The 12,862-nt window shown below is 72.7% G+C and carries 11 protein-coding genes and 1 riboswitch; of the genes, 5 read left to right on the top strand and 6 right to left on the bottom strand.

Annotation, left to right across the window (positions count from 1 at the left end; genetic code table 11):
- Positions 1-9: 9 nt before the first annotated feature.
- Positions 10-179: riboswitch (cobalamin riboswitch) on the bottom strand.
- An 82-nt stretch (positions 180-261) separates the two neighbouring features.
- The 3 genes from IGA62_RS14255 (at position 262) to IGA62_RS14245 (ending at position 3,009) form a co-directional block, all read left to right on the top strand.
- Positions 262-1,173, top strand: a complete 912-nt coding sequence (locus IGA62_RS14255; RefSeq protein WP_145820917.1) for an EamA family transporter — start codon at positions 262-264, stop codon at positions 1,171-1,173.
- Between the two features lie 107 nt (positions 1,174-1,280).
- Positions 1,281-2,057, top strand: a complete 777-nt coding sequence (locus IGA62_RS14250; protein WP_145820919.1) for a crotonase/enoyl-CoA hydratase family protein — start codon at positions 1,281-1,283, stop codon at positions 2,055-2,057.
- A 10-nt stretch (positions 2,058-2,067) separates the two neighbouring features.
- Positions 2,068-3,009: a hypothetical protein gene (locus tag IGA62_RS14245; RefSeq protein WP_232625011.1), complete on the top strand. Its 942-nt coding sequence runs from the start codon at positions 2,068-2,070 to the stop codon at positions 3,007-3,009.
- Between the two features lie 34 nt (positions 3,010-3,043).
- Here IGA62_RS14245 and IGA62_RS14240 read toward each other — a convergent pair whose 3' ends face one another.
- The 6 genes from IGA62_RS14240 to IGA62_RS14215 all read right to left on the bottom strand — a co-directional run bounded on the left by IGA62_RS14240 (position 3,044) and on the right by IGA62_RS14215 (position 10,964).
- A complete protein-coding gene (locus tag IGA62_RS14240; protein ID WP_145820921.1) occupies positions 3,044-4,090 on the bottom strand; it encodes a C40 family peptidase in 1,047 nt (348 codons plus the stop codon).
- Positions 4,091-4,112: 22 nt separating this feature from the next.
- A complete protein-coding gene (locus tag IGA62_RS14235; RefSeq protein ID WP_145820923.1) occupies positions 4,113-4,598 on the bottom strand; it encodes a poly-gamma-glutamate biosynthesis protein PgsC/CapC in 486 nt (161 codons plus the stop codon).
- Positions 4,595-5,872 (bottom strand): poly-gamma-glutamate synthase PgsB, encoded by a 1,278-nt coding sequence (gene pgsB / locus IGA62_RS14230; RefSeq protein ID WP_145820925.1) that lies wholly within the window; start codon positions 5,870-5,872, stop codon positions 4,595-4,597. Before pgsB ends, IGA62_RS14235 begins: the two co-directional genes overlap by 4 nt.
- Before the next feature lies 1 nt (position 5,873).
- Positions 5,874-8,009, bottom strand: a complete 2,136-nt coding sequence (locus IGA62_RS14225) for a HAMP domain-containing protein (RefSeq protein WP_232625010.1) — start codon at positions 8,007-8,009, stop codon at positions 5,874-5,876.
- Between the two features lie 217 nt (positions 8,010-8,226).
- Complete coding sequence (locus IGA62_RS14220) at positions 8,227-9,264, bottom strand: CapA family protein (protein ID WP_232625009.1); 1,038 nt, start codon at positions 9,262-9,264, stop codon at positions 8,227-8,229.
- A gap of 224 nt (positions 9,265-9,488) precedes the next feature.
- Positions 9,489-10,964 carry a dihydrolipoyl dehydrogenase family protein gene (locus IGA62_RS14215; RefSeq protein WP_145820929.1) on the bottom strand — a complete coding sequence of 492 codons (1,476 nt, stop codon included), beginning with the start codon at positions 10,962-10,964 and terminating at the stop codon, positions 9,489-9,491.
- 126 nt (positions 10,965-11,090) lie between these two features.
- Between IGA62_RS14215 and IGA62_RS14210 the strand changes: the two genes are divergently transcribed.
- Complete coding sequence (locus IGA62_RS14210) at positions 11,091-11,585, top strand: GNAT family N-acetyltransferase (RefSeq protein ID WP_145820931.1); 495 nt, start codon at positions 11,091-11,093, stop codon at positions 11,583-11,585.
- Between the two features lie 57 nt (positions 11,586-11,642).
- Positions 11,643-12,755 carry a serine hydrolase domain-containing protein gene (locus IGA62_RS14205; protein WP_145820933.1) on the top strand — a complete coding sequence of 371 codons (1,113 nt, stop codon included), beginning with the start codon at positions 11,643-11,645 and terminating at the stop codon, positions 12,753-12,755.
- Positions 12,756-12,862 lie beyond the last annotated feature (107 nt).

Raw genomic sequence — 12,862 nt, 5'->3', positions numbered from 1 at the left:
CGCGTGACGCGAGGCCGGTCTTCGGACTCCCGGATCGACGCCGTGCCGTCCGCCTTCCCAGCCCTCCCGGACCAGTGGCTGCGCTGTGCGCGTGGACGGTGGCTCCCCGGTCACCGCGGCGGGCCCGTGCCGGATTCGCACCGGCTTCCCGATTCTCCCCGCTCGCGCGGGGCACCTCACTGTGTCGTGCCGTCGAGCATCGTAGCCGGAAGGACGGGATTCCGGTCGCCCTCCGGCGGACGGGACGGCATGGTGGTGCGCATGTACGCGCACGCCCTCCGTCCACAGCCGGTTCCCACCACCACCGTCGCCCGGATCGTCAACGCGGTCGGTCACCCCGACGCCGTTCCGCCGTCGCTGCTGATGCTGCTCGGGATGCTCTCCACCCAGCTCGGCGCGGCGGTGGCCAAGCAACTGTTCGGCAGCACCAGCCCCGGTGGCACGACCACGCTACGGCTCGGCTTCGCCGCGCTGATCCTGGTCGCGCTCGCCCGTCCCGGGCTGCGCCTGGGCTGGCGTACCGGCGGTCTGGTGGTGGGCTTCGGCCTGATGCTCGCGCTGATGAACCTCAGCTTCTACGCCGCCCTGCACCGGGTGCCGCTGGGTGTGGCGGTGACCATCGGCTTCGCCGGGCCGCTGCTGGTGGGGCTGGCCGGCAGCCGCCGGCTGCTCGACGTGCTCTGGGCGGTCCTGGCCGGTGGCGGCGTCCTGCTGATCAGTGGCCTGGGCGGGACGGCGGTCGACGGGCTCGGGCTGCTCTTCTGCGTCGGCACCGCGGTCGGCTGGGCCGGTTACGTGGTGTTCGGCGGCGCGGTCAGCAAGCGGGTGCCCGGCACCCGGGGGCTGGCCCTGGGCATGGCCGTCGGCGCGCTCGCCGTGCTGCCGTTCGGTGTCGCGGGCAGCGGCACCACGCTGCTCGACCCGTGGATCCTGCTGCTCGGCGTCGGCGTGGCGCTGCTGTCGTCGGTGCTGCCGTACTCGGCGGAGATGTCCGCGCTCCGCCGGATGCCGGCCCGGGTCTTCGCGGTGCTGTTGAGCCTCGAACCGGCGATCGGTGCGCTGGTCGGCCTGGTCCTGCTCGGTGAGCTGCTGACCTGGCCGCAGTTCCTCGGAGTGACCTGCGTGGTCGGTGCCGCGCTCGGTGCCACCCTGGTCCGCCGCGACCGGACCTGACCAGGCACGCCGCCGGACGCCACACCCCCGCGCCCGACCGCGTCCGGGTCGCGACGGCGACGACGGGTGCCTGGCGCGGCGCGGCACGGACCGGGCATCCTGGTCCGATGGGCGTGCGGGTCGAGCGTGACGGACCGGTGACCACGGTGATCCTGGATCGGCCGGTGGCCCGCAACGCCGTCGACGGCCCGACCGCACGGGCGCTCGCCGACGCGTTCCGCGCCTTCGACGCCGACCCGGCCGCCGCCGTGGCCGTGCTCTGGGGAGCCGGCGGCAGCTTCTGCGCCGGTGCCGACCTCAAGGCCATCGGTACGCCGAGCGGCAACCGGGTGGAGCCCGAGGGGGACGGCCCGATGGGTCCGACCCGGATGTCGCTGACCAAGCCGGTGATCGCCGCGGTCTCCGGGTACGCCGTGGCCGGCGGGCTGGAGCTGGCGCTCTGGTGCGACCTGCGGGTCGCCGAGTCCGACGCGGTGTTCGGGGTCTTCTGTCGGCGGTGGGGCGTGCCGCTGGTCGACGGCGGGACGGTGCGCCTGCCCCGGCTGATCGGCGAGAGCCGGGCGATGGACCTGATCCTCACCGGCCGACCGGTCCCGGCCGACGAGGCGTACGCGATGGGCCTGGTGAACCGGCTGGTCGCGCCCGGCACGGCCCGCGCTGAGGCCGAGCGGCTGGCCGCCGAGATCGCCCGCGCCCCCCAGCGCTGCCTGCGCAACGACCGGGCCGCCGTACGGGCCGGAGCCGGCCGCCCGGAGGCGGAGGCGATGGCCGTCGAGCTGGCCTACGGCCTCGACTCGCTGACCGAGGCGGCAGCCGGTGTCGCTGCCTTCACCGCCGGTGCCGGCCGTCACGCCCGCCCCGTCGACCAGGCCCGGTTCGGTTAGCCTGCACATCGTGCCAAGATCCGCCTCCGTCGTCGGTTCGACCAGACGAACGGTCATCCTCGCCGCCGCCGCGGCAGTGACCGCCGCCACCGCCGCCGCCACCGCCACCGGGTGGGGTCGGGACGAGCCGAAGACGCAGCCAGCCCGCGCGGACCTCGACCCGGCGCAGGTCGTCGACGAGTTGACCGCCGGCCTGTCCCGGACGGGCCCGTACCGGGATCCGGACGCGGACGAGCGGTCCCGGGCCCGTCGGGCGGCCCGGCTGCTGATCGACCACCCCGACGACCGTGCCCGCCAGGAGGAACTCTTCGCTGGTCTCGGCTTCGGGGCGTGGCATGGCACCGATCCGGCCACCGGACGCCCGTTCACCATCTTCCTGGCCGACGGCTCCGACGAGCGGACCTGGGGGGCGCTCGTGCTCGACCGGTCGGCGGGGGCGCGACAGGTGGTCCAGGTTCCGCACCCCAGCTTCGACCTGGACACGGAGAAGGTCGGGCTCGCCCTGCACCGCCGGCTGCCGGGCAGCGTGCTGCTGGTGGCCGGCGCGCACCGGGAGGCGGCCGGTGGTGCCGCCGACGTGGCGCACAACGGCGACTCGCTCTTCCACACCCTGGCGGTCGAGTTCGCCCGGCGCGGACTGGACCAGGTCCAGCTGCACGGTTTCGCCGACCGGAACCTGGAAGGTGCCGACGCCGTCGTGTCGACCGGGTCGGCACCGCGGAGTCAGGTGGCCGGACGGATCGCCGAGGGACTGAGCCGCAGCGGGCTGAACACCTGCCGGGCCTGGTCGCGGAAGTGCGGGCAACTGGAGGGCACGCGGAACGCGCAGGGCAGGGCGAGCGCCGGGCTGGACAGCGCCTTCGTCCACCTGGAACTGAGCTGGTCGGTGCGACGGGACGCGGTCGGGCGGGACCTGGTCGCGCAGGTACTCGCGGAGCGGCTGCGGGGCTGAGCCCCGCCCCTTCTTCCCGGTAGGCCCGCGCCGGTCAGATCCGCCGGGCGGTGCGGAACCGGGTCGCCCAGTAACCGGTGCCGTCGAGCGTCGACTCGCCGCCGAGGTCACCCATGGTCGGCCCGTTCGCGGTGGTACGGCTCGAGATGAACCGGTGGTGCCCCCGGTCGTCCACACCGAGGTACATGCCGGAGTGCTCGATGTTCGCCCCCTGCACCGGCCCCGCGTTGAAGAACAAAAGGTCCCCGGGGAGCAACCGGTCCAGGTCCCGGGCCCGCTTGCCGGTGTTCGGCATCAGTTGGGCCCCGGGGCCGACCGAGGCCATGGCGTACGCCCGCCGGGGCAACCCCGGGCCCGCCTCGTTCGTCCCGCGCAGCGGGTACCCGAGCCGGTAGCCGTACACCATCCGCAGAAATCCCGAGCAGTCGAGGCTACGGATGTGCGCAGCGGCCGGCTTCTCCTTCTTGTCAGGGAAGGTCCATGAGACACCGAGATAATCGTAGAAGTCGGAGTTCTCCGCCCGACCGTCCGGATCACTGTCGGAGAGGGGCCCGAAGGCGGCGTCGCCCGAGTACTGCCGGCCCTGCGCGTCCTTCTTCGGCGACGAGACGTAGGTGTACTCCATGGCCACCCCGAGCACGTCCGGAGAGCGGTCCGTGCGGGCCTTGCTGAACCAGGTGGTGAACCAGGCGTCCTGCTCCGCGCCGGCGTACCACTCCTTCGGTGCGAGCCGTACCCACAGGTCGGTGTGCACCTTGGCCTTGGTGAACCGGGGTTCCGCGAAGATGCGCTCCGGTCCGTGCAGGTGCACCGTCCGGGCCCCGTCGGTCATCGTGGCGAGGACCTTCCCGGAGGCGTCGACGATCTGGGTCCGGTCGGGAGCGCTCAAGCGGCGGTAGCTGTACCCGGTGTCGGTCCGGACCACGCTCTGCGGCACGGCGGCGGCTCCGAGCGACAGCACGATCCGGTCGGTGGAGGGCCGGGCGACGAGGTAGGTGACGAAGCCGGCACCGGTCAGCAGCGCGAACGCGGCGAGGGTGACCAGTGCGGCCTGGGTCTGGGAGTAGGTCCGGTAGTTCATCGACTGTTCCTCCGTTGGCCGGTCAGGTGACCGGGACGAGGCCGGCGACGACACCGCTGAACGCGACGCCGTAGGTGATCGCGGTGACGATCGCGGTGGCCACGACGGTCGCCTTGGGTGGCTGTCGGACGAGCTGGTAGGCGATCAGCCCCGGCGCGACGAAGCCCAGGGTCTGGTGTGCGAAGAGGAGCGGCAGGTCCTTCTGCACGATCACGAAGAGCGTCAGCTGGAGGAATACGCTCAGCAGCACGATCGCGGCGAAGAGCCGCTTGCCGTAGAGGATCACCATCCGCTGCATCAGCAGCGTGAGCCCGTACGTGACCACGGTCATCACCACGATCACGCCCGCCTGGAGCGGGTCCTCGATCAATGCCAACGCGATCCAGCCCGGCGTGATCATGCCGCCCGGTGAGAGGTTGGTGGTCAGATAGCAGAGCAGCGCGAAGACCAGCCCGATGCCGAGGCAGGCGGTGGCGAGTTGCGCGCTGAGCTCTCCTCCGAAGGTCACCGACGGATCCTTTCCAACAGCACGGTCTGGGCATCGGTGTCGAACCCCGGCACGGTCGGCGTCCGCAGCATCGACTCGGACCCGGCCTGCCCCTGCGGACTCCAGCTGGGCAGCGCGGCCAGCTCGTGCAGCAGCACCTCGCCCTGACCGTGGATGTTGCCCACGGCGACGATCGACGCGTCCGCCGCGGTGGCGGTCATCACGTCGGCGAGCAACCGTTCCGGGGGCAGCTTCCCTCCGAGGTCGACCACCCGCTCCTGGAGTTCGGCGGGCACGGTCACCCGGGCGCTGCGGGTCATCTCGCCGATCAGCACGATGCGCTGCGGCTGGACTCGGCCGGAGAGCGCGCCCATCTGGCCGTTGCGCTCCACCCGGTCCGGGCGACAGTTGATCACCATAATCAGCGGACGCCCGATCAGCCGCTGCTTCTCGAGCTGCTCGATGTTCATGAAGGTGGACTCGGGATCGTTGGCGGCGAAGATGTTGGCGAAGCGGATCCGCTTGCCCTCGTACAGCACCCGGGCCACCGAGAGGACACCCGGGTCCGGTGGAGCCGCCCACATCCCGGCCAGCGCGCTGCGCCGGTCGACGCCGAGCTGCTCGGCCACGGCGAGCGCGATCGCCACGTTCTCCTTGAAGGTGATCCAACCGAAGCCGGCCATCTCCCGGTCGGTGACCGACTCCGGGTCCACCGCGATCAACCGGCAGTCACGCCGGGCGGCCTCCTGTTCGAGAATCGCCAGCCGGTCCTTCTCGGCGGTGATGCAGATCCCGCCCACCGGCATCGACCGGCTCAGCGACCGGGCCACGTCGTCCAGTGTCGGTCCCATCTCGGCGAGGTGGTCCTCCCGGACGTTGCAGAGCACCCCGATGTTCGACCGGATCAGCTTGCTCTGATTGATCTCCTGAAGCGCGGGCATCACCGCCATGCACTCGATGACCAGCGAGTCAGGATGGTAGACGGCGGCCCGGCGAACGATGCCGATCTGCTCGACCACGTTGGCGATGCCGAACTTCCGGTGCACCGGCTCCTCGCTGGCGTCCGGGAAGATGAACCGGGCAGCGGTGCCCGTCGTCTTGGCGACCACCACCTTGCCGCCGCCGCGCAGCGCGCCCGCGCAGAGCCGGGTGATCGAACTCTTGCCCCGGATACCGTTCACCAGTACCCGGTGCGGGATGCGGCCGAGGTTGCGGTAGTGGTTGCGCTGCTCGACGACACCGGCCACGAGCAGCGCCAGGCAGCAGAGTGCGTAGACGGTGTAGAGGTAGAACATCTCAGCCCTTCTCCCTCCGGGCGCCGACCGGCCGCCGGACCAGGGGCAGGACGGCCGTACGGTTCAGGTCCGAACCGCGCAACCGGATGGCGCCGCCGAACCGGGCGGAACCGGTGTGCCGGACCTGCCGGCAGATCTCCAGGCACATCGCCACCGCTCCGATGTCGTCGTGGCGCTGCGGCGGCACCGGCACGTCGATCTCGCCCCGGCTCATCCGGTCGGCGAAGGAGGCCAGCCGCTGTACCGGCCGAACGTAGATGTAGAGCTGCCACATGTGGGTGAGCAGGATGATCCCCACCATCGCACCCGCGACGAGCAGCGTCCACCGCCGTTCCACCATCTCCGGCAGGCGCAGTGCGGCGATGTCCTGCTCCACGACCACCGACCACTCCAGGTGGGCCACGGTGGCCGGTGCGGTCAGCCCTGACGCGGCGACCAGGGCGGGAGCCCCGTCGGCGGTCGTCGAGTGGCCGACGGTGGTGCCGGGCAGCGCCTCGACCGCCGCTGCGGCGACCAGGTCCTCCCCGACCGGCTGGTACGCCCGGAAGCCCTCCGAGTCGAGGATGGTCCGCAGTTCGGCGTCCACCACCCGGACCCGGCCGTCGACCCGCCGGACCAGCCCCACCAGGCGGTCCGGGTCGAACTCGCCCACCACGGCGAAGCCGTCGGAGCGCAGGTTGTAGGCGAACACGACGGGCAGGCGGGAGACGGCGTCGTCGAGCTGGATCCCGACCTCACCGGGAAGCGGCTCGGCGGTACGCAACGGCTCCCGCCCCGCCGAGGCCAGCACCTTCCCGTCCCGGTCCACCAGGTAGAGCGCCCGGAGTCGATGCTCCTCGGCGAGTTCCCGGCGTAGCACCCGAGCGGTCCTCTCCCGGTCGGCGGGATCGACCGACCGGGAGATCCGGGACACCGTCCCCAGTCCGGCGTCGAGAGCGCTGCCCAGCGCGAAACTCGCCTCCTCGGCCCGGTTCTCCTGGTCCCGGACGAGCTGCGTCGGAACGGTGGGGGCGGGAGTCTGGAGAGCCAGCACCACGGCCCCGGCCGGCCAGAGCAGCGCGACCACCGTCGCGGCGGTCAACCCCTGCAACACGGTGGGCCGCCACCGCCGCTCGGCGGGCGGCCGGTCCCCCGAGGTCAGCGCGAGAGCCCGGGCGATCCGTTGGGCCTCGGCGATCCGCGCCGGCCTGCGGTGCGGGGTCAGGCCGCCGCAGGCGTCCGCCTTGGCCTGCGCGAGCAGAACCCGGATCGGACGGACCAGCGACACCCGCATGAGCAGGAAGCTCGACACGGCGAACATCAGCAGGGTGAGCCCCAGCAGCAGTCCGGTGGGCAACGAGGCACCCCCGGTGACCTCTGCGGCCAGCAGGGAGACCACCACCAGACCGGTGTCGCCGACGGGCGCGGACGACACGACCAACCTCCGGTCCGGCCACTCCTCGATGACCACCTCCCGGCTCTGCCGCGAGGTGCTCCCGGCCAGACCCTGGAAGACGACGGGTAGGTGCTCCTGCCCCACCGCGTTGGCTCCCTGCATCAAGCTCGTCCCGCCGTCCGGGGTGAGCACGTAGACCCCGTGTCCCGCGTCGGGGTTCAATCGCAGGTTTCGCAGGGTGAGCGGATGCACCGCCACCAGCGTCCGTCTCTCGTCCAGCCGGTACGCGCGCAGCACCACGGGTCCGTCCGGCGTGGTCACCCCGAACGCCGAGTCGAGCGGGATCTCGGCGGGGAGCACACCGGCGGGTACGGCGGTGCCCTTGGTGGCAAGCGGCCGTCTGGACGCGGTCTCCACCACTGCGGCACCGCTGACCGAGGTACTGTCGCCGACCACCCGGCTCAGCAGTTGGGCGTCGGTGCCGGTTCCCCGGTCGGCCACCGTTCGGTCCAGCTCCTCCGACCACGCTCGGGTGGACACCGAGATGGTGGAGGCCAGCTTGGTGACCACGTCGTCCTGCGAGTCGATCACCGCGGGCAGGACGCCCCGCTGGGCGCTGAGCGCGAACCCGAGCACCACCGCGACGACGACAAACATCGAAGCCCACAGATAGACCAGCGACGGCGCACCGCTGCCGGCCGGGAAGGCCGCCGCCGGGAGCTGCTGTTCCAGAGCCCGACGCCGCCAGAGCAGTAGCTGCATCCGGTCGTCCGGTCCGGCGCCGCCGGGCGAGCGCGTGAAGTGCCCAGGATTTACTGACACGACCATTCGCCTTCCCCCGTGAACATCCACCCGTACCTGAGCCGTGGGCCACTGACCTGGGACAGCAGACGACGCGGCGAATGTTAGCAACTCTCGCAGAGGCGAGGCGCGGGCTCAGGCTCCGGCCGGGGCCTCGGAACGAGCGGGGTGAGGCGCTTCAACCCCCCGTTCCGCGCACCACCAGACCGGCCTCGCCGGCCGCTCTCGTCAGCAGATTCCCCTGGATACGCTCGACGGCAGCCTCGTAGATCCGTCGGCGACCGGGGGGCAGGGCGGGATCGGCCAACGCCCGTTCCAGGTCGATCAGGCGGATGTCGGGGTTCAGATCGACGAAGGTGGGAAGCGCCTCGACGGCCCTCACCTTCCACCGTTTCGCCACCCCGGCCGGTCCGAACGTCACCCGAACCATGGCTCCGTCGCGGTTGGCGTTGACCGGTTCCGCGTGCCGGGCGATCTGGTTGCCCATCCCGTAGACGATCCACTTGTCGCCGATCCGCTCGACCGGCTGGACGACGTGTGCGTGATGACCGAAGACGAGGTCGACGTTGCGCAGTTCCGCCACCTCACGGGCCCAGGTCTGCTGGTCGGCGTCGGGCTCGTGTTCGTACTCGGTGCCCCAGTGCAGGCTGACCACGACAATCTCCGCGCCGGCCGCGCGGGCCCGCGCGGCGTCTTTCTTGATCTTGTCGGTGTCGATCAGGTTGGCGATCCAGGCCTGCCCGGCCGCCGGACGCAGCCCGTTGAAACTCTTGGTGTAACTCAGGTGGGCGATCCGCACCCCGTCGACCGGATAGATCCGGGGGCGGGTGGCGTCACGGGCGGTGCGGTACGTGCCGGTGTGCCCGAGACCGGCGGCGTCCAGCGCGTCCAGGGTGCGCTTCACCCCGTCATAGCCCTGGTCGATGCTGTGGTTCGAGGCGGTCGAGCAGCCGTCGTACCCCACGCTCTTGATGCCCTGCACCACCTCCCGGGGCACGCTGAACCGCGGAAAGCCGATGTACGGGCCTCCGGGCGGCGCGACCGGGGTCTCCAGGTGGCACAGCGCCAGGTCCGCGCTCTCCACCGCGGAGCGGGCCGGTGCCAGCATCGGCGCGAAGTCCAACTGCCCACGGCCGTCCCGCCGGGCCTGGTCCCACAACTCGGGGTGGACGAGGATGTCGCCCGCACCCAGCACGGTGACGGTGCGTCCCGGCACTTCGACGGGTTTCCCGATTGGCCGGGGCCGGCCCGTCGACACGGGCGACCCGCTCGACCACGGACCCACCAGGTAGATCCCGGTCAGGGCCAACGCCACTGCGGTGAGGCAGCTCAGGAGCGTTCGCACCGGACCGGGGAACCGCCGGAGGGAGAGAGGGTTCTTCGGCACCGCGCAAGGCTAGCCGGCACCACGCCGACGTCCCGTTTCACCTCCGGACAGGGTCAGCTCAGGTCGTCCAGGGCCGTCCGGATGGCGCGGTGGAAGGTCGGGTACGCGTAGATCATGTGCCGGAGCCGGCCCACCGGAACCGCCGCGTGCACCGCCACCACCAGCGCGGACAGCACCTCGCCACCGGCCGGGCCGACCGACGTCGCGCCGACCAGCACGCCCCGGTCGGCGTCCGCGACGAGCTTGATGAACCCCTCGTCGCCGACCCGGTGGATCCAGCCCCGGGTGGAGGAGGAGAGCGGCGCGAAGCCGACCTGGACGTTGATCCCCCGTTCCCGGGCCTGACGTTCGGTCAACCCGACCGCCCCCACCTCCGGGTCGGTGAAGGTGACCCGGGGCAGCGCCCGGTAGTCGGCCCGGGGCACGCTGTCGGCCGGACCCGGGGTGGACCCGCCGCCCGCTCCGGCGGCACCGATCGCTCCGCCGATCGCACTGGCGGTGCCGCTGGCGTCCGGCCCGCCCCGCTGCCGAGCGACGTGGTCGAGCAGGTCACGCACGACGATCTCCGCCTGGTACATCGCGATGTGGGTGAACGCCCCCTCGCCGGTGACGTCACCGACCGCCCAGATCCCCTCGCCGGCCCGCATCCGGTCGTCGACCGGCAGGTACCGCTGCCCGGCGTCGAGGCCGACGGTGTCCAGCCCCAACTCGTCGAGATGGGCCCGGCGACCGGTGACCACCAGCAGCCGCTCGGCGGTGAACCCGGCACCTCCATCGGCCCGCAGGGTGAACCCGGCCACCTCGTCGTGGTCCACCCGCTTCGCCCGGACGCCGGTGTGGATCTCCACGCCGTCGGCGCGCAGGGCGGCGGCGGCCACCTCGGACGCCTCCGGCTCCTCGACGGCGAGCACCCGGTCGGACGCCTCGACCACCGTCACCCGCACCCCGAACCGGGCGAACACCTGGGCCAGCTCCAGCCCGATCGCGCCGCCGCCGAGCACCAGCAGCGACGCCGGCAGCTCGGCCACCTCGATCGCCGCCCGGTTGGTCCAGTACGGCGTCCCGGCCAACCCCTCGACCGGCGGCACCGACGGCCGGGTACCCACCCCCACGACGATCCCGTACCGGGCCTGGAAGACCTGGTCGTCGACGGCGACCCGACCCGGGCCGGCCAGCCGGCCGGTCCCCCGGACGAAGCGCCCGCCCTTGCCGGTGAAACGGTCCACGGCGGCGGTGTCGTCCCAGTTCGCGGTCGCCTCCTCGCGGATCCGGCGGGCCACCGGAGCCCAGTCCGGCCGGACCTCGGCCGACCCGGCCAGCCCGTCGACCCGCCGCGCCTCGGCCAGCGCGTTCGCCGCCCGGATCATCATCTTGCTCGGGATGCAGCCCCAGTACGGGCACTCGCCACCGACCAGCCCCCGCTCGACGCCGACGACGTCGAGGCCCGCCTCGGCGAGTCGCCCGGCCACCTCCTCGCCGCCGACGCCGAGCCCGACCACGACCACGTCCACCTGCTGCGGCTCCGTCATGCCGACAGCATGTCCCAGGGCTCCCGGCGGGCGCCAACGAGTCGGGTACGCCGACAAGGGCGGCCAGCGCCTTCGACCACCGAATCAGGTCGAGCCGGTGGTCGGGGGCCGGTAGGGTCCGGCCCCATGCCGCCCGCACCCGAGCCACACCTTGAGAAGATCACTCCCGGCAACGTCGAGGTGGCCTGCGACCTGCGCGTCCGCCCCGACCAGGAGCACCTGGTCGAGCCGGTCGCCCGGTCGCTGGCCGAGGCGTACGCGTGGCCCGACGTCGCCTGGCCCCGGCTGATCTACGACGGCGACGAACCGGTCGGCTTCCTGATGGGCTTCTTCCGGATCCCCTGGCGCGAGGACAGTCCGGGCGACCTGCGCTCCGGACTGTGGCGGCTGAACATCGCCGCCGGCCGGCAGGGGCGCGGATACGGCTGCTTCGCCGTCCGGGCGGTCGCCGAGGAGGCGGCACGGCGTGGTGAGCAGCGGATCTACACGACCTGGGAACCGGGCGACGACGGGCCGGAGCGGTTCTACCTGCGGCTCGGGTTCCAGCCGACCGGGGAACTCAGCGGCGGGCAGACCGTCGGCGCCCTCGACCTGTCCGCGCCGGACACCGGCAACCGCTGACGGCCGGGCCGACAGACCGTGCGACGCGGAACCGGGGCGGCGCCCTACCGTGGCCCGATGCGCGCACGCTTCGCGGCGGTCCACGACTGCTTCCACGACCTGTTCGACTCGGGCCGGGAGACCGGCGCGGCACTGGCCGTGCGGTACGACGGCCAGCCGGTGCTCGACCTGACCGGCGGCTCGACCCGACCGGCCGGCGCCGGCAGCACACCGCCCGCTGACGGACCGCACGGTGCCGGCGGAGGCGCGTGGCGACCGGACACCCTGGTCAACGTGTACTCGGTCGGCAAGCCGGTGGTCGCCCTCTGCCTACTGCTGCTGGTGGACCGGGGCCGGCTCGACCTGGACGATCCGGTGGCCCGGCACTGGCCGGGGTTCCGCACCCCGGCCACCGTCCGGCAGGTGCTCGCCCACACCGCCGGCCTGCCGGTCTTCCCGGTGCCCCGGCCGGCCGCCGCGCTGGGCGACTGGGCGCTGCTCGTCGGCGACCTCGCCGCCGCCGAGCCGGAGTGGGAGCCGGGCACCGTCGCGGGCGAGCACGCGCTGACGTACGGGCACCTGGTCGGCGAACTCGTCCGCCGGGTGGACGGACGCACGGTCGGCCGGTTCCTCGCCGAGGAGATCGCCGGCCCCTGGCGGCTGGATCTCGGCTTCGGACTGGACACCGTCGACCAGCGGCGCTGCGCCGACCTGTCGTACGGCGAAGCGGGCTGGCCGGTGACCACGCTGGGCGTGCCCGGATCGCTGCGGGAGCGGGCGCTCGCCAACCCCGCCGGTTGCCTCGACGCGGCGGTGCTGAACAGCCCGCTCTGGCGCGGCGCGGAGATCCCGGCGGTGAACCTGCACGCCACCGCGACCGGGCTGGCCCGGCTCTACGGCGGGCTGCTGGCCGGCGGCACCCTCGACGGGGTACGCCTGTTCAGCGCCGACCTGGTCGCCGAGGCGACCCGGGTGCAGTACGACGGCCCGGACCTGCTCCTGGAGAGCCGAACCCGGTGGACCCTCGGCATGCAGTACGAGGAGGACGGTAGCTGGGGCATGGGCGGGATCGGCGGCAGTTGCGCCTGGGCCGACCCGGTCCGGGGCTACACGCTGGCGTACACCACCGCGCGGCTGGCCGGTTTCGACCGGGTCGAGGCACTCGTCGACGCCCTGCACTCCTGCCTGTGAGACGGCCCCTCCGGCTCACCGGGGCGCACCTGCCGCCCCGGCCGAGGTGGTAGCAGGGGACCCCTGCTCATCAAAATGCGCCTGCAAGGTGCCCCTGCAGGCACCTC

It is taken from the genome of Micromonospora sagamiensis (assembly GCF_014680085.1).
Classification (GTDB): domain Bacteria; phylum Actinomycetota; class Actinomycetes; order Mycobacteriales; family Micromonosporaceae; genus Micromonospora; species Micromonospora inyonensis.
The sequence above is the reverse complement of the archived record's forward strand: the minus strand, read 5'-3'. Positions and strand labels throughout refer to the sequence as shown.